Genomic DNA, 22,290 nt, shown 5'->3' with positions numbered 1-22,290 from the left:
ACATTCCCCCGCTCCTGCAGAAGCCACTATGCATACGAGAGCGCGATCATGACCGAGAGGTGTCGCGATGCGCCGGTCGGTTACTGCCCTTTGGCCCTGTGCGGGTCCTCCCGCATTTCAAACCACATGGCGTTTAGAATGGCAAAACTGCAAGCCAGCCCCCAGGACCCAGGAATACCACATGCTCGCCTCCAATAGGCGCGTGGGGTTCTTTTCCACGCTTTCGGTGCTCGCCCGTGCCGCGCATCACACGGAACACCCCGCCCGTATAGAGAAAGATGATGGGCACGAAGAAACAGGTCACCAGTAGCATGATGAAGCGCGTCAATGGCTGGAGGATGCGTCCCAGAGCGTCAAGCCGGACTGAGGCACGGTCGAGGAAGGCAGCAGAAACGGAAACAGCGACAACCCTGCGGTCGAGACAATGCCGAAAATGCCCAGGCTTGAGGCCCACAACGCTGGCAAGCCCCACCGCGCCTGCAGCGCCAGCAGGCTCCGACCACCAACAAAGCCTAAGACGGGTGCCGCGATCATCCAAGTATAGGGGCCCATAATTGGGCAGCCAGCCGCCTGCGTCAGCGCCACTGTCTTAGCCAGCGGATTAAGGCGCCACAGTTTAAGGCTGTTGTCGCGGCCAGACGACCGGATGCCGCTCTTTCATACGGTGGACAGAATTTTCGATAGCATCATCGCGTTCTTGACTGCGTAGCCATCAAAGTCATTGTTAAAATAAATCCACGCACGCTCGGCACCCGCGCTTCGGATACGTTGCGCCCAAACAAAAAGTTCTTCTTCACTGTAATCATGGCGATACCATCGCTCAATCCCGTGGAATCGGATGTAAATATCGTCGGCGGTCTTTATCAATTCGTCAGGCAAACGCGGCCCACTGCAGGAACAAAAAATTGCCTCTGCTTTCTCGAACGCCGCATAGACTTCATCGCGCCACCAGCTCGTGTGACGAAATTCGATGACGTTGCGCCGAGCCGGATCCATTTGCTCCAAAATTTGTTGCAGACGGTCTGGCGAGTAGTGATAGCTCGGTGGTAGCTGAAACAAGAAGCAGCCCATCATTGGTCCGAGCAGGTCAGCGATATAGCCGAAGTCCCGTACCAATGTTCCCGTATCTTCGAACTTGCAGACATGAGTAATCAGGTCTGACACCTTGACTGTGTAAATCATATCCCGGCCTTCGGCCTGTTTGCGCCATGAACGCACCGCGCCCAGCGTGGGCCAGGAATAAAATGGGGCATTGAGCTCAACCGTACGGAAATGGTCAGCGTAGTAAGAGAACCAGTCCTTGGTCGGCATCTGGGTTGGATAGAAGGTGCCCTTCAAATGCCAGTAGAACCAACCCGAGCATCCAATATTCAGAGCAGGTGGTATGGTTGTCTTTCGAGGCGGGCCATCTTCGGCTAGCAATCTCGCCTTGTGCATCTTGCTGGCACGCAGGATGGTGCTCTCACGCTGCTTAATCCGCTTTTGAGCTTTTTTTGCACGGCGCTCGTCAGGCGTGAGGGGTCCAGTCATGCGATCAAAACGATTTGGCACATAAATTGTTCAAGACGTCCTTCGTTTGTTCCGCTGCCCCCTCTGCCATGCAGCGGAACAGAGTAGGCGTGCCGGCGTTGTGAGCTGGGTCTTTCACAATGCAGGAGCTTACAAATATGGCCGAAAAAACTCTGAACGATCTTTTTCTTGATACCCTCAAGGACATCTATTTTGCCGAAAAGCAGATCGTGAAGACGCTGCCAAAGATGGCGAAGGCTGCGGTATCACCTACGCTGAAAGCCGGGTTTGAACAGCATCTGGAGGAAACCGAGGTGCATGTCGAGCGTTTGGAACAGGTTTTCGAGCTCATCGGAAAGCCCGCCCGCGGCAAAAGCTGCGAGGCGATCCTAGGGATTATTGAAGAAGGCAAGTCCATCATCGATGAATATAAGGGAACCGGCGCGCTTGATGCAGGCCTGATAGCTGCCGCTCAGGCGGTCGAACACTATGAAATCGCCCGCTACGGTACGTTGAAGACATGGGCGAACCAACTGGGGCTAACCGACGCTGCCGCGCTGTTTGAGGCGACCTTGAAGGAAGAAATCGCCACAGACCAAAAGCTATCAAAGGTTGGCGAGGCAGAAGCCAACGTCAAGGCCGCTTAATCCCTCCCATAGTAGCGCGGATTCGATCAATTGATCGAGCCGCGCACCTCGCTTTGTTACGCGCAAAGTCCAGAGCTCCGATAGCGGATGACGTCCCCGTCTTGATCTTTCCATTCTGGGCAGATCCCTACATCCGATCCCTGTGGCGCCCCACAGATCGGAAGCCCTGATGCATCCGCCATAGCGATTTATTCAGAAGTCTGGTTTCTTTGGAGGCGGTTTAGATCGGAGAATAATTATGCCCACGTGCAATAGAGACGGCACAGATTTCGGAACCCGTCTTGGATTGAGGTTTCCGCATCACGTGCGGTCAGACTTCTTTCACTCGGGGCTTATTGCGATCCTTGTCGTGGCGACCGCTGTGGTAGCTTGTAGCGTTTCGTCTGCAACCGCAGATGAGTGGACCACGACCCAAAGCGGTGGAAGCACAATCGAGGTTCCACAATTCTTTATCGACGGACCAATTAGTGCGCTCATATGGGGTGACAAGGATTTTGGATCTGTTTACGTACCAGATCACCCAATAACGCTTCGACAATACCGCACTGAAAGCGATGCCCGGCCCTACGTCTACCTGACCGAGACAGTCGCAGCCCAGGCAAGAGAGATCACCTACGAAGTCGATAAGGACCATCTTGGCGTTATATCGGGGTTTGCTGACAACCAGATATTCTACGCCGCCTGCCGGCGCGATGAGGCCGAGAACTGGTGCATCGACATTTTCTACGACGCTGCGAGGAAATCTGAGTTCAGCCCTATCGTCGATCGCATCGCATTGTCATTCATCAATGACAAAACCGGCGGATCGTAATAAGCCCCGGAGGCACCGTCCATCGCCGCGTTAGCCGAGCACCCAAGCCATTCTCCGATCGCATTTGGTTCCCGACCCAGCAGGTGAGGCCGCGTAGACTGACGCAGTGATCGGGTCCTAATCGCACGCGTTCTGGGCCTCCCAAAATACCAAAGCAAATGCCGCTGGCGGCCGATTTTAGCCACGATTACAAGGACATTGTCACGGCAGTTTGGAACGCGCGATTTCCCCTCTTAAAATCAGGTTGATTATGTCTCGTCTGCTTGCAGCCCTTATCACCAGCGTTCTGCTCACCGCGACAGCCCACGCGCAAGAGCCCATGGGGTTTAGGCCCGAAGAGCAGGAGGGCACTTATTTCGGCAGCGGCGAAGGCGGAGAACTCACGGTGGAACTGACACATCAGCAGGACGACGTCTTTGCGGTCAAGATCGACACTGTCGTACCCACGGAGAATGACTTTCCAGGTTGCGCCGGTGGTATCGAGGGTGAGATGATCCTGGGGCCCACTGGTGGCAATCTCTTAATCGAAAACGAGGATTACAAGCCGGCCTCGGACAGCCCGATGACCAGCGAGCAATATTGTGAGGTCAAGCTGGTCTTCGACGAGGACGGCTTCCTCAATCTCGAAGAACAACGTGGCTGCCTCGCCTATCACGGCGCTGCGTGCGAATTTACCGGTCAGGTGATGAACTCAAGGGCGGCTGGCTGAGCCACGTTGTCGTTTGGGTATCGTGTGCGAATGAGCAAGGAAGACTCGTATTTGTAGGCGGTGTCCATGACACCGCCTGGCGCTGGTTAACGCAATCGGACGTTAGCGGAACGGGCTGGCGTCATAGAGGAGGCTCACCGTTTTCCCGCTCTGGTCGATTGCCGTCAGGGCGGTCCAGATTTCATCAGCCTCGTAACCGCCAGCAATATAGGCATCGGCATGTCGTTCGGTGATCCGGAATTCGCCTATGGCTGCCACGCAGCCATTGGTATCGAGCGCCCGATCCAGAGCAGCAAATTGCTCATCAGGGACATCGGACTGGCCAATGGAGTCCAACACAGCCATCGACGCTTCGGTCGAGGCGCAAATATAAGCGCCACGCTCGCCTTCGCTCACCGAAACGACGCCGTCCCGCGTACTTTCGGCCAGGAATTGCTGGAATTCAGTGCGCGGATAGGCATCGTATCCTTCCTCATGCAGGATACCGATGACTTCTGTGCCGTCCGCCATCGTGCCGCGATAAAGGATATAAGTTTGGCCGGGCTGCGCTACACGGCGCTCGATCACGCTCTCGATCTCAATCGGACCAACCCGATCCTGCTTATAGAAGCAGTCGTTTAACTTGAGCCCCTCGAGAAAAATGGTCGTATCGATGGAGTGCTCGCCCGGAGCCAGATAATTGGCTAGGACGTCCTGGCCGCCCGCAACATCTTGGCAGAGGAGAGTGGCGTAGTCCTCGGGAATTTGGGACTCGCCGGGCAGCGGCAATGCCTGGGCAAGAGCGGGCGCACACATAAGACCCAGTGTCGCCGTGACCACGATCCAACCCGGTATCCGCATGCATAACTCCTTTGAGCAGACGATTCTAATGTCGGCAAGACTGCGGAACATAGCCGCGGCCCCCACTAAAGCGCTTTCCGGCATCGCTGGTCGCGGAAACCACCAACGCCCTCTGTGACGTCGGGGGAAATACGCCACGCCGTCGTTCTATTCACAATGTTGCCACTCCACCGGCAGAAATCGCGGTGGAGCGCGTCTCAACGGCCGCTTAGCGCCTCGTCAGCTCAAAACTTGGCGGCCATGTTGAAAAAGACGCCATGATCATCATAGGTCAGATCACTTAGGTCATCAGAGAATTGGCCGAAATTGTAGCCGACGGTCGTTCGTAGCTCCTTGGTGATGTCGTAGGACACAGCCGCAAGAACGCCAAAATCGGAGATGCTAGTCTGCGTATTGTAAAGCACGCGTCCCTCCAGCAGCAAACCCCAGTCTTCGAGTACGCTAAGATCGGCACGCAGCACACCAAGATGCACGGTCGAGGCGATGAAGTCGTTGCTCTTACGCGTTTCTGAGGTCTCCCCGATTCGCACGCCATATTTCGCGCCGACTGTCAGAAACTGCGTCAGGTCGTAATTGGCATCGACGCTTAGGATGTGGCTGCGCTGCGCCGGCCCTAATACCGAGCCGCCGCGCGACACCTGGTCAGGTCCCGGCAGATCATAGAGGTAGGTGTAGCGGAAAAGCGCGTTCAGCCGGTCATTGTCTACTGGGCGATAGGCAGCTCCAACGCTGGCCTCGACATAGTCCCCATCAAGTATGGTACTCTGGTCGGAGCGGCTGAACAGGCCGTCGATGCCGGCAAGGATGCGCCAGTCGTCGGCAGTCTTGACCGAAAGCCCAGACTGCAGCAGTGCGGTGGTGCGATCCCGCGTGCCATCGGCCGAGTCTTCCACCCGCAACTCGCCCCGGCTGCTCCACTCGATCCCCTCATCCTTGTAGCCAAGGCCCAGAGAGATGGCATGACGCTCGAAATCGGAGGCGTCGTCATCCCGGATGCTGCCGGTCTCGTAGGTGCCCGAGCCAGTCCAGAATTTGTCGGGCGTAAACTTCACACCGTAAAGGGCAGTGGTTGACCCCGCCTCGGAAAACAAGCCGTAATTGTTTTCGGCGTGCACCGTAAGGGCGTCGTTGATCCGCTGCTCGGACCCGAGAACGAGCCCACTCTTGGTCTGGTGGTCGGAAAACAGATCCTCCTGGGCCTCGGGGCTAACGCGCACGCCGATATAGGTGCGCCTTCCGGGCTCAGATTCGTGGCTGATCCCCGCCAACGCCTGCGGCCCCGTGGAGCCAGTCGATACTTCCCCGAACAGGGCCCAATCGACGCCGAGCTTGAGATCTGCCCCAACGCCCAACCGGTCGTTGCGGCCATAGCCGGCAGTGTGCGTCAGCGTCGCCTGGCCGAAGCCGAACACGGAAAGATCATCGGTCGGGCTATAGGTCACGCGCGCGCCAACGTCGGTGCGGCTGCCATTATCCTTGGCAAGCCCTCCCGGGCGGGTCTCGTCCCGATGCAGAAGGCCGACACTGACAGTCCAGTCATCGTTGAGCGTGTAGCTTAGCTCGGCCCCCAGCTCGTCGCGGCGGGCCCCCGTCTCGTTGCTGATGCGATCATAATCGAGCGCCAGCGCCAGATGGTCGTTGATCTTGGCGTCGATAAAGCCGTTGAAGATTAAGGTGTTGTGCTGCGTCTGTAGTTCGCCCGTCGAGAACCCCGCCTCCCGGCCTTCGAGTGTAAAGCCTGCAATCGCGTCGAAAGTGCCTTCGAAGAAGTCATCAATATCGGCCTGGCCATGAAGCCGATAGGCATAGGCGTCTGAATCGGCCGCCACAGCGGCCTGCTGCACGTAGGTGAGCCCGCCATCAGTGGAGACCCAGCTCGACAGCGCCCTGCCCTCGCTGCGCAAAATCTCTGCCTCGATGAAGGTGTCCTCGGTGGGGGCAACGCGAATATTAGCGCCATAGACGCGCAAGTCGCTTTCGTCCTCCATCGTCTCGGTCATACCGACGGCGCCCACTGTGACAGCATCGTTCAGCCGGATCGTGCCGCTGCCACCAAAAGCAAACTCATCCAGGTCCGCATTCGGTGGGCTGAATTCGTATTGCACTACCAGATTCACGACATCGTCGCTGGAGGACTGCACCGCCCCCTCGGAGCGCTGGGTGGAACTGAGCGGTCGAGCAAGGATGATGACACCCTGCATATAGTTGATCGTGTAATCGACACCGGCGCGTAGTGTCGTGCTCGAAACAACGAGGCCTGTGATGGCGTTGCGCCGCTCGATGGTGATCGTTTCAGATCCGGCAACGATGTCTTGCCGGCGCAACACATAGGCCGAGCCGCCAGTGCCACGTAGCACATCACGTGCCGGAAGGGTTCCAGGTTGGGCCGCGTAGACATTGGCTTCGTAAATTGGGGCGCCTTGAGCTGTTACGGCATCCGATTCAAGCCGAGCAGAAGCCCCATACAGTACGCGCTCGCGGCGCAGCAGCTCGCTATCGCCCACCACAGTGCGGAAATTGCCCCACATGACGTTGCTGGGACCGCGCTCGAGCCGGACATAGAGCTTGCCCCGAGTAGGGGCATCGTCGACCAGCACGGAATCGTCGCCGTAGACGGGGTAGTATTCGTCAGGATCGATGCGCCGCAGCAGGGCCTGTGGATCGGTGGAAAGCATGCCACTGAACATTTCATTGAGCGGCCCTTCCCCTGTGTCGCCCGAGGCCGTCAGCAGATATTCGCCTTTGATCTTGCCCTTGAGATAAAAAGCGGCGCGACCTTTTGCATAGATGCCGTCGAATTCCTCGGGATTGGCCGCAATGATCCTGCCGTCGCCCCATCGCTTGCCGACCGTCAGGTCTGCCATGCCGACATAAAACCACTCCTCGGAAGGAATATTGATGTCGCGATTGAAGACGACGACATCCCCATCCGGGTCATCGACGGCGATCTCGATAGTGTGGTCGCCAGAGGGAAGAATGCGCTTGGCCACGAAGGCCCCGCTGGCATCCACGGGCACACTCTCGCCCAGAAAGCGCACGCTCCCGCCGGCCGGCAGGTTCGTGCCATGCACCGTAACCGTGCCGCCGTACACCGAGATGTTGCGTAAGGCGGTGCGGTCATCGCCCCAAACCGGTAGGTCTTTGGTTGACGGGGCACTGAGTTCGCTGCGCGTCAACGGCAGCGCGAGTGTTTCGTCGAAGCGACCGTCGCGGTCATAGACGCGAGCCACATAATAGAACTCCGCACCCGTATTAGCGGGCATCGACCACAAGAGCTCTTTGCCGGGCTGCCCCGGCAGGACCGCCAGCAGATCATCGCTGCTGGCGTCATAGAGACGAACCTCAGCGCGCTCGATCCATGCCGCGTAGTTGGTATCGATCACGAACCTCACCGGCTCACCAGCCCGATAGACCGAGCGTCGGTCCGCAGGCAGCACATTCAAGCTCGGCGCCGCATCCAGGCCGTCGAACGTGACCTGGATGTCGGTGCGGGCCAATGCCGTATCGGTCTGGCGCTTGTGGTCGGGCGCGATTGGATCACCGGAAACGTGCATGCCGTCGACGGCGATGGAAAAGCCCATTTGCGCGAAGGCGGGCGTTGCCAGCCCAATGGCCAGAGCCGAGCAGGCAGTCATCATTGCGGCGCGAAGAGTTGTGAAATTCATGGCTCAACGCTCCATCGGATCGGTGTTGATGACGAGCCGATACGGCTCGCCCGCTTGCCGCCACTGCTGGCGTATCAAAGCGATGACATGCTCGACGCGCTGGCGACCGAGATCATCCCCCGCCTCGCCGCCATAGGCGATGTAGAGCGTCGTCGTGTGATCGGTTAGGAGCGTCATCAGTTGCCTGATGCCGTCATCGAGCGCTGCCGTCGGAACCTCAGAGCCACCGACGAAAGCGGAGTTGTCGAGGGTGAGGCGGATTTCGCGACCGATCGAGGCGCCAAAGTTCATTTCGGTCATCTTGCCCGCGGTGAGTCGGACCATGGCCGGATTGTCCGTAGTCATCGAGAAGCCGGCGGGCAACGTGCGCTCGTCCAATTTCAGCACGAAGTTCGAGCCGATATTGCCGTCTCGGCAGGTCGGCGCACGGCACCGAGAAGCGTCCGAAAGCGTCCGTGGTGATCAAAGTCCCGCGGACGGTCGCCAGCCTTGCGCCAGCAATGCCCGGTTCGCCTTCGTCCTGGTAGCCATCGCGATCAAGATCGCTGAAGACCTTGCCGATCACCTCGCTGCAATCGAAGATCGCCTCGGGATCGATGCGGATATCGGCATGTGCGGGGGGCGCCAATGGCGTCCCAAAGGCGTCGGTTCCATAGGCCGTGTTCCGGTAGTTTCCGGGCGGGGTCGTCGGTAGAGCGCGTAGCACAAGGCCGATTTCGACGCTGCTATTGGGCCCCAGCGGCACGTCGGAGAAGGTGACGACTGGCCCGGCAACCGTAGGGGTGACCGGAGCCGCATTCACAGTCGCAGTCCCTTCGACGAAGACAAAGCCCGCGGGAACCCGATCGGCGATCGTTACAAGCCCGACATCGGCGAGCGAACTGTTGGTCACAGTGATGACGAAAGACGCAGTCTCACCACGCCGGATGGTGGAAACCAGCGCCCGCTTGGCGATGGTGATGTCGGCGGGCTCCTGCGCGGGCACCATCAAGGTGGCCGTGTCATCTTCCGCCTCGACGGCGAGCACGCCAACCAGGGCAGACGTGTACACGCCAGTCGCATCGGCAGTGTTGCTGACACCATTGGCAATGCCCGCGGCGTTATTGATGTCGTCCTGTGTCAGTACATAGCGGGTGTTGAATGTAGCCTCTTCGCCCACGGCCAGCGGAACTGGCCCCGGCTGGATTGGATCGAGTTCGCCTGCTGGCGGCTGGCCGTTGAACGTCAAGGCAAGCTCGCGCGGCGTGACATTGGTGAGCGGCACGTTGCCTGTGTTGGTGACGACAAACTGGTAATCGATGACGTCGCCGACACGCGTATAGCCGCCTCCATTGGCAAAGCTTGCGGTCTTGGCGATGGCAAGGCTGGGCTCCGCCTTGACCACAGGAACAGTGATCGGCTGGTCGGTATCATTGGTAGGTCCAGAGAGATCAGTAATCTGCTGCGGGCCGGAGCCATCGTTAAAGGTGCCCGTGGCGACGGCCTGATTCACAACCTCCTCGGCCGTTACGTCCGCCGCATCGATCGCATAGGTGGCGGTGAGTGGGCCCGAGCTCTCGCCCGGCAAAAGCGTGCCCACAACGAAGGAACTGGGCGTAAGTCGAGGCAAAGGGTCACTGATCTCGACATTATCGAGCGTGAGATTGCCCGTATTGGTCACGGTAAAGGTGTAGGTAATCACCTCACCCACGACCGCCGGTTCGCTCAGGGCGGACGAGGCCGTTTTCACCACCGCAATTGATGGCGTCTGGTCCAGGGGCACCACGATCTCATTGGAGAGCACAGGTGGCTGCGGGCCGTCCGGGTTTTCAAAGCTAGCAGTGGCCTGGTTTCGAACTTCGCCGGCCTGGATGTCGGACTGCTTAAGTACGTAGGTCGCCGAAATAGTAACCGCGTTGGCAGTACCGGGCAGCAAGGTCGGAATCGTGTTTGGGGATGTCAGGACGAGATCCGGTAATGGATCGCCGACGACGACATTGGTCAGCGTCTGGTTGCCGGTGTTGGTCACGACAAAGCCATAGATGATCTCCTCGCCGGCTTGTGGTGGCGTGCTTAGATTGGAGTCATCAGCCGATTTCACGATGGTGAGCGCCGTGGTGCGTGTGAGCGGGCCCAGGTCGGTCGTATCGTCGTTGCCGATGGCAGTGCCCGAGATGTCGGAAACTGGGATGTCCGTACCACCGGGACCAGGGCCCGTGGCATCGACCCGCGCCGAATTGGTAAATGTGCCCGCATCAATGTCGGCTTGCTTGAGGGCGTAGGTGGCAGTGAAGGCGGTGTCGTTGCTGGCACCTGGCGCCAGTGGACCTGTCCAACTGCCGGAAACCAGCACATCGGGCATAAGATCGGTGAGCTGGATGTTGTTCAGCGTCACGTTGCCGGTGTTCTGAACCGAAAACGCGTAGGTGATCAGGTCGTCCTTTTGCGGCGGAGAACTCAAGGCAGCGCTAGCAATGGTCTTGACGAGACTGATCTGCGGTGCCTGCGACAGGCTGGTCACCGTCGGATCATTGGTGCCAAAGTCCGTTCCGCCCTGGTCCGTAACGAGAGTGTCATCGACAGTCGATTTACCTGTCGTTATGGCGGTGTTCTCCACCTCGCCGGCGTCGACATCCGATTGCTTGAGCGCATAGCGCACGGTGACCGTGATGTCGGTATCGGTTGCCGTGCCTGCTTCATTCTGCGGCTGCAGAACGGCCGTGCTCAGCCTAGTCACATCAGCAGCGTCAATCACGACATCGGGCAGCAGATCGGCCAGTGTTATCTCGTCCAGCGGCACGTTGCCGGTGTTGCGGATAATAATCGTGTAGACGATTTCCTGGCCCACCTGGGGTGGGTTCGTTAGCGCCGACACGTCGCCCGTCTTCTGTAGCGCGATGGCAGGCGTCTGCGGCGGCAGAGTGACGATCGCACTTGCGTCAACCGGTGTCTTCGGGCCGGCTGGATCGTTGAAGTTGATGGTGGCGGTATTGTTGACTGTGCCGGCGTCGATGTCCTGCTGGCGCAGCGGCGCTACTACGCTGAAGTCAGCCGATGCACCGGGCGCGAGACTAGCCAGCGACGTCGGCGAGACGACAGCATTGGGGAATGGGTCGGTGACGACGAGATTACTCAGCGTCACATTGCCTGTGTTGGTCGCCCTTACTGTCCAAGTGACAGGTGTGCCTTCGCGCGGCACTGGCGGAATGGTGCTGACCAACGTCTTTGTCAGCGTCAGGCTCGACTCTCGGAAAAGCGGAGTCGTGACTGTGCTCGGCGGCGTACTGATCGGGGTCGAACCATGCAATGCGCTTGCGGTGGCGCTGTTTTGCACCGTGGCAGCATCTATATCCGCCTGCGTGACGGGATAATTGGCAAATACAGTGGCAGTGGCTCCGGGAACGGCCCCGGGAAGGAGCGTGCCGATATTGAATGCGCCAGCCGGATCGGGAGCGACCCCCGGCAGCGCATCGGCCACCGACACGTTGTTGAGCGTCGTGTTGCCTGTGTTGGTAACCGTGAACCGGTAGCGGACCACATCGCCCACTTCGGTGCGCGGATTGCCGATGTCGGCGGCCGATTCCAGCGTCTTGACGAGCGTCAGCCCCGGATTGCTCAGCGCCGGTACGTTTGCAGTGCTGGTCGCGGTCACATTTTGTGCTGTGCCGCCGCTGACGCCCCACTGCCCGGTAACGGTGGCCGTGTTCGAGCGCGAACCATTGTCGATGTCGGCTTGAGTGAGCAGGTAATGGGTGGTGAAGGTGGTGCTATCGGATTGGCTAGGATCAAGTCGAGGGATGGGGGTTGTGCTCAAACCCACCAGGCCGGGTAGCGGGTCAGTTACCAGCACGTTCAGCAGCGGTGTGTTGCCGGTGTTAGTGACCGTGAAGCTGTAGTCGATGCGGCTTCCGACAGTTGGTGCTCCGCTATACGCGGGCGTAGCGATCTTGACCAACGTGACGGCCGGCGCGGGGGTCTGCGAAACCGTGGTCGGCGTGTTGTTGCCGGGCTCGTTGGCAATACCGTTATTGTCCGGGTCGGGATTCGAATTGTTGTGCGAAAGGTCCGTTACCGGCGTTCCCGAGTTCTGCCCGGTACCTGCCACGCTGGCCTGGTTGGTGTGCACAGGGGATGGCACGATCCGTGGAATCGCTGGATTGATATGCACCGTATATGTGACCGTGCCGCTGGCGTCCGCCGCCAGGGTTCCCCCGGAAACCAGCGTATTGGCGCCAGCTCCGGTAAAGCCGGTGTTCAGGGTACCAAATGCGCCGCCCGAGACCGAAACGATACGATACTGCCCTTCGGCAGGAGCACCGCCGCCGCTATAGGCGCCGAAGTTCTGCGATGCACCATTCAGCACATCGGTGACGGCGATGGTGTTGACCGGCTCAAGGCTGAGATTCTTGACCGTCACCGTATAGGGGATGAAGTAGCTGCCATCGGGCTGCACAGCTATGGTGCCGGCTGTCTTGCTCAGGCCAACCCGGGGAACAGGAACGCGCGTGAAGTCCTGGCCTACCGAGAAAAACGAGTTGGTGATGACGATGCCGTCGATCCTGCCGACCCCGTTCGCTGTCGGGTTAGCGCCCGACCCGTTGGGCCCCGGCAGAGCCTTGCCGTCGACTAGGTGCGGCTCGCTTATCGTGCCATAGGAGACGCTGTAGGTTCCGGGCGGTAGGGTGGCGAAGCTGTAGCTGCCGTCGCTACCGGTGGTGGTCGTCGCGGTGATGGCAGCGCCGTCGTGGGTCGCGGTGCCGGTCACCGACATGGTGATGCCGCTGATGCCGGTGTCTTCGGCGCCCCTTGTGTCATTGCTGTTGAAGTCGCGGTAGAGCGTGCCGCTGATGCTGCTCGCCTGGACTGTGGTAACCTGGCCGGTGCCGGTATTGTTCGGCGGGTTTTGCTCGAACGACAGCGTATTGGCAGTGGCCGAGTTTTCGGCAGAGGCGGCAATGGTCGAGGTGATCTTGGTCGAGAGCGTCACCGTGGCCACAGCGCCCGAGGCCATATCCCCGAGCTCGCAGGAAATGTTGCGTCCGCCTACGACGCCTGAGCAAGTACCCACCGACGCCACTGGCAATTGGGTCAGCTCCATGCCTTCGGGCAGCATGTCGGCCAGGGTCACCCATTCGGCGACGCCCAGGCCAGCACCGGCCTGGTTGGTCACAGTGATGGTCCAGCTGAACTCCTCGCGCAAATCAACGATAGCCGCGCTGGGAACCTTGGTCACCAGAAGGTCGGCACGTTCGCGTACGGTGGTGTCTTCATAGGACGCGTTATTGTCGGTGGGGCTCTCGAAGCCCGCGACCGTTTCGTCTGAAGTCACCGAGACATTGTTGGTGTGGCGCCCGCGCGCCACCCCTTCCATGGCAACTGTGATTTGCACCTGAGTGTTGGCTGCCAGAGTTGGAATTTCGCAGCTCATGGTGCCACCGGGCACGGTAGCGCTAGTACCGTTCAAAACGCAGTTGGCACCAGGCGGAAATGAGACGATGCGCGGATTGGCAAGGCCGGTCGTCGGCAGCGTATCGAGCACATCAAGATTGAACGCATCGGACGGTCCGCTATTGCGGATGGTGATGGTGTAGGTCGTGTCCGTGGCGACCGGTATCGGATCGGGAGCATCGACGATGCTGATAATCAGGTCCAGCTCCGGCGGCAGCACGCTGAGCGACAGTTCGGCGTGATTGGGTGCCGCACCGCCGGTCTCGTCGGTGGTGGTGGTGACGTCGACGACGTTATTTATGGGGACGCCGGCAATAGCCTGAGCGGTCGTTGGAACCACGCGCACCGAGACGGTCTGCTGGGAACCGTTGGTTATGGTGCCAAGGTTGCAGGTGATCGTGTTGTTGCCGGGACCGGTTATTGTGTCAACGCCCGGCAGGACAGAGCAGGAGCCACTGCTCTGCGCGGCGCTCTTGAACACCACGCCAGCCGGTAAAGTGTCGACGATGGTCACGTTGTCAGCATCGCTGAGGCCGTTCAGCGGCACGCCCGCTGTCAGCACATAGATCAATTCCTGCCCGGCGTTGGCGCCTGTAGAGGATGCCGGGCTAGATTTGGCGACCGTCACGTCGGTGCGCGAGACGACGGCGTAGTTGACGCTGTCAGTATTGTTGGTGGTGTCGTTATCCGGCGTGACCGTTGAAAAGGCGGTCGCGGTGTTGGTCTTGGCACCCTGGCTGCCGGTGCGAACCGTGACGGATACCTTGGGGCAGTCAACACCCTGCGTACACATGGGCAGCGTATCGACCGTGCACTGCAGATCGCGCGAATAGCCGCTGCTGGTCGGGACTATGCAAGCCATTCCCGTGGCACCCCCCGGCGACGTGACCACCGTCACATCGCTTGGGCCCGGTTCGCCCCCACCGGCGGCGACGATGTCGTTCAAGCGATCATCCAAGACGACATTGAGAGCTGGTGCCGGTCCTATGTTGACCAATTCCATCTCGAAGGTGACCTGGTCGCCCGAGTTTATCGGGCTTGGCGCGGTCATCGTCTTCAGGACGCTCAAATCGGCCCAGTTCGCGTTGTCAGCGCCAGTCAGGCCAATTCCGGTGGTATTGTTCGAGGGGTCTATATCCCCGCCCTGATCCCAGTTCGGGAAGGACACCGTCATGGAGTTTGAGATCGCGCCGGGCGCAGTCACTTCGGCGGTCAGGACGAGGTCCGGCGTCCGCTGCGTCGGCCCCAGCGGCGAGGATTCAGTGTAGTTGTTGGTGACGCAGGTGAAATCGGCGCCCGGTCCGCCGACCAGTGGCAGCGCCGGCGAACAGCTCCAGCCGCCTGGCAGAGCTGCCGATGTAAGCGTCAATCCTGCCGGAAGATGATCAGTGATGGTAAGTGGCCCGAAGAAGCCAGCATTGCCTTCATTGAACGTATAAAGGCGGAAATCATAGGAATTGCCGACGGTCACCAATCCACGCGGCGGGCCACTTTTCTCCGCATTGAGATCGATGGTGGGCACAGCGATGAAAGCAGCGCCGTCATTACCCGAATTGTTGCCGCCTGCATCGGCGTTCTCGTTGGGGGAGTTGATGCTCGCCGTATTCGTGACACCGACAGTTGGCGACGTGGCGTCGATGGCAGTCGCCGTGATGGTGATCGGCGCGGTGTAGTTCGTGCCGCCCCCGGCAGCGTAGCTGCAATTGATCGTCTGGCCCGCCGGCGCCGGACACGTCCATCCGGAACCCGGCGTGGGAACAACGCTGTCGATCGAATAGTTCGACGGCACGACGTCTTGAATGCCGGCTGAAGTGGGAGCTACGCCCACAAATCGTGGCTCAAGGGTGAAGGTAACCGTATCGCCAACAAGGATCAGCCCCTGAGGCGCACGAGTCTTGCCGATGCTGACATCCGTGCCCGGGGTAACATTGATGTCGGCCGTAGCGCCGTCATTGTCGTTCACCCCGTCGCGCGGCGAGGTTGAATTCACCTCGGCGGCCAGCGTGATCGTGGACGCATTGGCGGCGGTCACTTGAGCCGAGAAGTCCAGCGGTATAGATGCGCCAATCCCAATGGGCCCGGCGATGACGCAGGTGATGTCGCGGCCGGCGATCGAGCAACCAGCAGGCATGGAGACATCGGTGGATAGCCCTACAGGCAGGGACACCACTAGTGTAGCATTGTCCGACGGGTATGGTCCGGCATTGGTAACCGTCGCACTGAAGTGAGCGACAGAACCCCCTTGGACTGTTGCAGGGTCGGCGACGAGCGCGACCGAAAGATCAGCGCCCCTTTGCACGGTGGTCTGGCGGCTGAAGGTCGGGCCCGGACTGGCCATGGTGCCGGTGAGGGAAATCGTGCCCTGCTCCCGAGGGCGCAAGTTGACCGTGGCGTTGAGGATGGCACTGGGCGCCAATACCGGTACATCGCAGGTGACTGTTGCCGGCTGCCCGGTCGCGGGGTCAGCCACGCAATTGGTTAGCCCGCCGGTGACATCGAGGAAATCCGCACTTGCGGGAATGGTGAAGGTGATCGTCGTCGCAGGCGTCGCTACGTTGTCGTTGTTATCGATGCGGATCGAATATGGCAGCAGCGCGCCGGCTGGGATCGGGTTGAAGCCAGTATTGTCGATATTCAGCGTCCAACCACCGGTTGTTTGCGCCTGAACCGCTGATACTGAGATAAGCGAGCCCAATAAAACAGTACTGAAGATGCCAAGTTGACGTAGCGCGCGGGATTCCAACGCTACAGCGCGGCGTTTCCATTGCCATTCGGCGCGTCGGTCAAACGACAGACACACGCCTGCAGCGTGCACCAGCAGGTGCAGCGTACGGAAAAACGACATCGGAACAGCCCCCACAACGTCAAAACGGCTCGTCCCTTAATGGAGAGACGCGCGATCGAATCGGCGCGAAAAGAAGCCGACAAGCCATAAATACAAACGATGGCTTATCGTAAAGTAACAATTCCAAGGCTCGGGAAAATATACTGCTCACAGGGGTTAAGCGTGACCAGTTTTAAATTATGAATCGAAAGGGACCATGTACCGCTTCGATCCATTTCAATAGAAGTTGGCAGCCAGACCCTCGCGCAGCGGTCTCCAAGGACGCCGACCCCGGACCGGCGCCCATCACCGCCTGGCCTTTCGCACCGCCGATGCTTCCCTGCGTGGAAAAAGACCCGCTCCACTCATTCTGCCAATGGCACATGACCATCAGGTTAGCTCGGTAATAGCGCATTGACCAACGCATCCGTTAGCCACTCCGCGTAGCTAGCTGCTTGTAATCCCTCAATGTCGGTCATCAGCAGAAACAGCTCAGGGCTGGCCAGCCGCCACAGCAACGCCGTTGCCGTCTCAGCATCCATTCCGTCACGCAACGGGCCCTTATCCAACAATGCCTTGGCGACAAAAACGAGGTTACGGCGGCGGCCATCGTGGAGACCCCGGTACAAGGCGGCGAGTTCTGTATCCGTGGCAGCAGCTGTGCGCACCACGGCCATGAGCACCGCCACATTGCCCAGCACGCTCGTAATGTCCTCGGCAAACAGCGCGATCTGCGCTCGCTGGTCTGACGCTGCTGCGATGGCCAGCGGCCCCGCCTGCTCCAGCAGCGGTATGGCCGGTTCCGCACGCCGCACCGCCCGCTCCAGCACCATGCGCAACAACGCCTGCTTGTTGCCGAATACGGCATAGATTGTTTCGGTCGAAACCCCGGCCGCCCGCGCCACGCCAGCAATAGTAGTTCCCTGCCAGCCCATTGCGATGAATTGTTGTTTCGCCGCCGCGATCACCGCTTCGCGCGTTTCCGCCGCCTGGCCGGCGCGGTGCCTCGAGGCATATTTCCGCTTCGGCTTGACAGCTTCTATCATTTCGATGCATCACTACTGTATTGAATATATCTTCAGTTTACCCGTGCTGCCGTGAGCCGCAAGGGGTCGCCGTACCACGGGGTTCATGATGTCTGCTGCGCTGCCCACGACCGCCCAGGTGCTTGCTCTACTGCTTGTCGGCCTCGTCACCGGCAGCATGTTCGGCATTTGGCGCGGCTACGATATTACTGCTTATGCACCGACGACCTTCCTCGAGGTGCATCAGGGCGCCGTTCGTGGTCTCAATATCCTTTTGCCGGCCATGGCGGCGGCGGCGCTGGCGCTGGTGGTGGTGCTGGCCGTGTTCGGTCGCAATCGGCCTGCGGTGCTGGGGCTCTATCTGGCGGCCGCATTGGCGATCGTCGCTGGCGGTATCGTCACCCGATTTTTCAACCAACCTATCAATGACCAGATCATGGGGTGGACACCGGAGTTGATCCCCGCCAATTGGACTACTTTGCGTGATAGCTGGTGGACTTGGCATCTCGCACGCCTCGCGGCCACCCTCAGTGCCGAACTGCTGCTGATCGCCGCCGTGTTTGCCGACCGCGACGGTTAGGCCGGCCTTGGTTTCTCGTAACAACCCCCGACCGGGCGGGTCCCCTTTTCACCTGTTGGCGGTCGCGGGAGCTGTTTTGACAGAGGACAATCCCCGAGCGGCACTGTTGTTCGTGATGTTTGCCTCGGCAGGTGTCGCTCTGGGGTGCAGTCCTACTGTCCGAATTCTCGACAACGCCGCGCTCAGAACAACCTGATCGGAGGAGGTCGCGGCCTATGTCTGTCCCGCCCTCCACACATCCTGTCACTTCAGTGCGCCTCACATCGGCCATCGAGAGCAATTTTGCAGCTTCTCGAAATCAGACCTCGGCCTGGTCAGGCGAGCAATTTTTTATGCGGCCGCGTTGTTCGCACGCGTGGCGATGTCAGCGCAGCGCGCCATTCCTCGACCGGGAGGTGGAGAAAGGCATCAGCCATGCGCAGCCTTGCCCACGCTGCGTGCCAGCCAGGTCGGAAGCTGCGGCGCTACTGCGACCAGCTCGCTGAAGGCGCCCGGCGGAAGTTTTCGTTTAGGGTACGCAGGGCAACCTCAGCTCTCTCCGGCCCAAGCCAAGCCAGAGCGCGCACCGCCTCGCCAGCCGGTCGATGCGCCAGGGCGAGCTGCCAGCGTGGCGCATGACGAAGCTCGACGACCTGCTTGCCGAGGTTCATCTTCCTAGTGCGGCCGGAGGTCAGGTAGACCGACTGGATCGGCACTTGGGTGGTAAGGCCCAAGGTATTGGCCGCAGCGGCACCACTCGGGACGATGGTCTCCCCCGCTGGCTGGCCAGCGCCTCGACAGCCTTTTCCACAGAGGGAGCTCTTGTGCCGAACCGGCTCGTGATTGGCAGGAAATAGACGCCGCGGCCCGCCCGGATCAAATAGCCCCTCTCGCTCAGGCGCGACAGAGCCTGGTCCACCGCGGCGCGATTGCCGAGGTGGAGCAAGCTTTTAGCAGCAACTGGCGTGCCCTCGGGCAGCCCTTTCGCGTGGGTTAGAATCTGTTCGGTCAAGCGTTGCATGGCCACTCCTGTCAGAAACATACGCAGTTTTCTGACAGTTAAGGCGACGATGCGCTCGGAACCCGTCAGCGGAGACGGTGGCCACTCGAGGTCTCACCGCAGCTACCCAAGCGCTCCGTCTCAGCCATTGGCGCGGTGTCGACATATCTCAAAAGCGGCCGTTCCGGTGAGAGACCGGCAATGGCGATAACGGTGGATTTCAGACCGACTGCGTTTGGGCAACTGCAGTAGATTGCTGCCGGACGGTAGCTTCACCGCCCGGCAAATCGTCATGCCATCAGACACAAACGCGCATTTTCGTAGGGATAACCTTCATCGTCCGCCGAGCGCCGAGAAAGCTCCTGAAAGCCGAGTGATCTGTAGAAGCCCATCGCTTGCACGTTCTGAGTGTAGACCTCAAGCGTAAGTTCACCCTTCAAAGTCAGGGCGTGCGAGACTAGACGGCTTCCAATTCCCAGCCCTTGCCGATCCGGACAAATAAACAGTCCTCCAATGAAGGTCTCGAGCAAACTGATGAAGCCGGCCGGTTGACTGTTCATAGTTGCGACCCATGTTTCAGCGCTTGGCAGATACTGCTCTTCGATTAGTGCCTGTTGATCCATCAAACGGCGCTCGCCAATAAACGGGTGAGCAAGCAACGAGGCTTCGAACCAGATCTTCGAAAGTTTATGGGTGTCCGCTGCCTCGAAAGGCCGAATCAAAACGTCCTCGGTATTCATGAGAACTCCGCAGAAAAGATATGCAAAGAGGTTCGGCGACCATCCTGTGGTGCCGGCGATACCGCTATTTGCGGTTGGGATCACAAGCCTCTGCGCATAAATCTCCTTCTGCTGTGGGTCGGCTTTTAGGACGTCGAATACGACTGGTCAACGGCCGCAATGGGGTCGACACCCCCCGGACGGCAACGCGCCCCATTCCTGCCATTCAGGCATCGTCCATCCGTTCCCAAACGCGGACATGCGATTGCTGCAGGCCTATCGTCCGTTTCGGGCGGAAAGCGGACCTTCCGCAATTCGGCGCGCGACCGGTGGAAGCGGACTCAAATGCGGTAGCCATGGGCCGAGGACATCATGTGCAGTGATCTACATCAGTTTCCATCGCGCTGTCTGCTCAGGTTTGCATAATCGAGCAGCTGATGCATAAACACTCCCTCCCCAGACTAAGAAATCCAACCGCAAGAGGTATCGAAATGGCGAACGACGGCGTTCATTATTTTGAGGCAACCCTCTATTTTGACGACCTGCCCGCCTGGTCGACTGAGGCACTGATCGAAGCCTGGAGCCGCGAAGGTTATGAATGTGAAAAACTGGATGACAAAGGCGTTTTCGACGGCCTGCGTGGCGCCACCCGCCTCTACGTTGGCAGGCCTGCGCCGGTAGAGGCACCGGTCGTTCCACCTCACTACCCCGCCGTAGCACGAGCTCATGTCGATTGGGGAAAGACGTTCTGCATCGATGCCACGGCCGCATACGACGACCTGTACCGTGCGAGCCACCAAGCGAAGTTCCGGTTCATGATCATGAACGACGAGAATGATCCGGTAATTGCTCATAATGAAATTGCCACGGCTTTGCTCGGTATTCATCAGGTCACCCCGATGCGCGCGGTTGTTTTGCACTATCTCGACCTGGTCGTCGGTCGCGCCAATCTGGACGACTACCTGAACTACGCCAACAGTCATTTGGATCAACCGAACCAGACGGCGACGATGCTGGCCTTCGGCACTTTCGTAACTCAGGATGGAGGCGTGACCACGGCCTGGACAACTGGCCTCGATCATTTCGGCCAGACCAACCTGGTCTTAGAGGCCCAAAATGGCGATGCGACGGAGACGCTTCTCACAGTGTTCGGGCTCGGGCATCTCGTGGTCCACGGCAGGCGCTTCACTGGCGGAGAAACCATCACGTCGTTTGACCTCTACGCTCGGTTAGAGCCAGCTGAACTCGATGGGAAGCAGATGCTGCGAGTGATCAAAAAAATGAAGCTGGCCACGCACCTTTAGTGGACCCATCCACGTTTGCAGCGCTTGTGCTCGCCGCGCCTGAAGGGAGAGGTCAGCTTTTTCGGAATATGGAACTTCAGACGACGCCCTCGCCGGTGCCGACGCTTCTCCTAGCCGCGAGTATCCTGGATTAGCCAGTTCGATGTCTGCTCCGTCAGCTTCAATGTCGGCCCGATAAAGCGCGGTGCAAACGGTGCATCAGGTGTCGCCAGAAGTATTCCCGATCTCGTTCATATGGCTCTGCAAGCTCATCCGGTCGAGCGATTCAAACGGGAGGTTGATAAAAATGTTCAACCGCCGCTCGATTTCGGTCATGACACGGACAAAAGCCCGCTTCTTTTCCCAATCCTCGCCTTCAGCCAGGATTGGATCGCTGGAACTCCAATGCGCTGTGATCGGCAAACCGGGCCATTCCGGCAGGGCCTCGCCTGCTGCCGTATCGCTCAATGTGAACACAAAATCGATGTCGCTCGCGCCAGAGGCGGCAAACTCTCGGAAATGCTTTGGCTTGGTGTCGCTGACTTGCAAATCGTTGTCGCGCATCAACTGGAGCACGGTCGGATCGATGCTGTCCGCGGGATCAATAGCTGCACTGGAAGCCCTGAAACGACCGTTGCCGATCTTGTTCAAGATGGCCTCGGCCATAATGCTCCGGGCGGAATTACGCCGAGACAAAAAGAGGATGTGGTAGGTGCCGTTCTGCATTTTCCCTGCTCCAATGATAAGACCGATCGGCCTAGAGTTGCATCATCTCGCCGATCAGCTCTCGAACCTTCCCCCGCGCCATTTCTAGAGCGTCACGCCCTAGTGGGGTTGCGCGGTAAACCCGGCGAATTGAGCGCCCTACATGCCTCTCTTCCGAGGTCAGGTAGCCCTTTTTCTCCATCGAGCGCAGCATTGGGTACAGCGTTCCCGCGCTCAACCTGTAGCCGTGCCGCCCCAGCTCTTCGATCATCCATTGCCCGTAAACTTCGTCTTCCACGGCGTGGTGCAACACATGAAGCCGGATCAGCCCGCTTAATAAATCCTGATGTTCCATGGCTCACCTCGGCAGCACCAAAGCGACAGCCGATATCGAAAATCGACTACAATATTGCCAAGTCACATGACGTCGAGATGACGGATGTTTAGCGATCGCAACCTCCGGCCGTGTACGTCTGCTAATTCCAGGTCGACGCCTGAAAGCTGACAGTCCGCTCTCGGCCCCCTTTCCGCCATTTATCAGAATCCGGGCAACGGCAAAAATGGGGC

The 22,290-nt window shown here is 59.3% G+C and carries 15 protein-coding genes and 2 pseudogenes; 5 read left to right on the top strand and 12 right to left on the bottom strand.

Going from position 1 to position 22,290, the window contains the following annotated elements; all coding sequences use genetic code 11:
• Positions 1–80: 80 nt before the first annotated feature.
• From cydX to N8A98_RS02095, 3 genes and pseudogenes are all read right to left on the bottom strand, one after another.
• Positions 81–183 (bottom strand): annotated as a pseudogene (gene cydX, locus N8A98_RS02100) (cytochrome bd-I oxidase subunit CydX).
• 141 nt (positions 184–324) lie between these two features.
• Positions 325–534, bottom strand: a complete 210-nt coding sequence (locus tag N8A98_RS23340) for a hypothetical protein (RefSeq protein ID WP_390888760.1) — start codon at positions 532–534, stop codon at positions 325–327.
• Positions 535–657: 123 nt separating this feature from the next.
• Positions 658–1,530 carry a DUF72 domain-containing protein gene (locus N8A98_RS02095; protein ID WP_262165393.1) on the bottom strand — a complete coding sequence of 291 codons (873 nt, stop codon included), beginning with the start codon at positions 1,528–1,530 and terminating at the stop codon, positions 658–660.
• 137 nt (positions 1,531–1,667) lie between these two features.
• On the opposite strand from N8A98_RS02095, the gene N8A98_RS02090 reads away from it, so the two are divergent.
• From N8A98_RS02090 to N8A98_RS02080, 3 genes are all read left to right on the top strand, one after another.
• Entirely contained in the window at positions 1,668–2,156 is a 489-nt protein-coding gene (locus N8A98_RS02090) for a YciE/YciF ferroxidase family protein (protein ID WP_262165392.1), read from the top strand.
• 349 nt (positions 2,157–2,505) lie between these two features.
• Positions 2,506–2,967, top strand: coding sequence for a hypothetical protein (locus N8A98_RS02085; protein ID WP_162740019.1), 462 nt, complete (start codon positions 2,506–2,508; stop codon positions 2,965–2,967).
• Between the two features lie 211 nt (positions 2,968–3,178).
• On the top strand, positions 3,179–3,676 hold the full coding sequence (locus N8A98_RS02080; protein ID WP_262165389.1) for a hypothetical protein: 498 nt from the start codon (positions 3,179–3,181) through the stop codon (positions 3,674–3,676).
• 102 nt (positions 3,677–3,778) lie between these two features.
• On the opposite strand, the gene N8A98_RS02075 is transcribed toward N8A98_RS02080, so the two are convergent.
• The 5 genes from N8A98_RS02075 to N8A98_RS02055 form a co-directional block, all read right to left on the bottom strand.
• Positions 3,779–4,567: a hypothetical protein gene (locus N8A98_RS02075; protein WP_262165387.1), complete on the bottom strand. Its 789-nt coding sequence runs from the start codon at positions 4,565–4,567 to the stop codon at positions 3,779–3,781.
• Positions 4,568–4,740: 173 nt separating this feature from the next.
• The gene (locus N8A98_RS02070) at positions 4,741–8,097 is read right to left on the bottom strand and encodes a TonB-dependent receptor (protein ID WP_262165386.1); all 3,357 of its coding nucleotides are present in this window, start codon (positions 8,095–8,097) and stop codon (positions 4,741–4,743) included.
• Positions 8,098–8,184: 87 nt separating this feature from the next.
• Complete coding sequence (locus N8A98_RS02065) at positions 8,185–8,358, bottom strand: hypothetical protein (RefSeq protein ID WP_262165385.1); 174 nt, start codon at positions 8,356–8,358, stop codon at positions 8,185–8,187.
• A 40-nt stretch (positions 8,359–8,398) separates the two neighbouring features.
• Entirely contained in the window at positions 8,399–16,453 is an 8,055-nt protein-coding gene (locus N8A98_RS02060) for a CLIPPER-2 domain-containing protein (protein ID WP_262165383.1), read from the bottom strand.
• 374 nt (positions 16,454–16,827) lie between these two features.
• Positions 16,828–17,478, bottom strand: coding sequence for a TetR/AcrR family transcriptional regulator (locus N8A98_RS02055; RefSeq protein WP_262165382.1), 651 nt, complete (start codon positions 17,476–17,478; stop codon positions 16,828–16,830).
• Positions 17,479–17,563: 85 nt separating this feature from the next.
• On the opposite strand from N8A98_RS02055, the gene N8A98_RS02050 reads away from it, so the two are divergent.
• On the top strand, positions 17,564–18,037 hold the full coding sequence (locus N8A98_RS02050) for an anthrone oxygenase family protein (protein WP_262165380.1): 474 nt from the start codon (positions 17,564–17,566) through the stop codon (positions 18,035–18,037).
• A gap of 408 nt (positions 18,038–18,445) precedes the next feature.
• Here N8A98_RS02050 and N8A98_RS02045 read toward each other — a convergent pair.
• Both N8A98_RS02045 and N8A98_RS02040 read right to left on the bottom strand, forming a co-directional pair.
• Positions 18,446–19,037: pseudogene (locus N8A98_RS02045) on the bottom strand (DUF6088 family protein).
• Between the two features lie 269 nt (positions 19,038–19,306).
• Positions 19,307–19,756, bottom strand: coding sequence for a GNAT family N-acetyltransferase (locus N8A98_RS02040; protein ID WP_262165378.1), 450 nt, complete (start codon positions 19,754–19,756; stop codon positions 19,307–19,309).
• A 470-nt stretch (positions 19,757–20,226) separates the two neighbouring features.
• Between N8A98_RS02040 and N8A98_RS02035 the strand changes: the two genes are divergently transcribed.
• Positions 20,227–21,039 carry a hypothetical protein gene (locus tag N8A98_RS02035; protein WP_262165377.1) on the top strand — a complete coding sequence of 271 codons (813 nt, stop codon included), beginning with the start codon at positions 20,227–20,229 and terminating at the stop codon, positions 21,037–21,039.
• Positions 21,040–21,237: 198 nt separating this feature from the next.
• On the opposite strand, the gene N8A98_RS02030 is transcribed toward N8A98_RS02035, so the two are convergent.
• Both N8A98_RS02030 and N8A98_RS02025 read right to left on the bottom strand, forming a co-directional pair.
• Positions 21,238–21,744, bottom strand: coding sequence for an arsenate reductase ArsC (locus tag N8A98_RS02030; RefSeq protein WP_262165375.1), 507 nt, complete (start codon positions 21,742–21,744; stop codon positions 21,238–21,240).
• Positions 21,745–21,775: 31 nt separating this feature from the next.
• Entirely contained in the window at positions 21,776–22,078 is a 303-nt protein-coding gene (locus tag N8A98_RS02025; protein ID WP_262165373.1) for a PadR family transcriptional regulator, read from the bottom strand.
• Between the last annotated feature and the right edge of the window lie 212 nt (positions 22,079–22,290).

It is taken from the genome of Devosia neptuniae (genome assembly GCF_025452235.1).
Taxonomy (GTDB): domain Bacteria; phylum Pseudomonadota; class Alphaproteobacteria; order Rhizobiales; family Devosiaceae; genus Devosia.
Note: the sequence above shows the minus strand (reverse complement) of the source record. Positions and strands in the feature narration are given on the sequence as shown.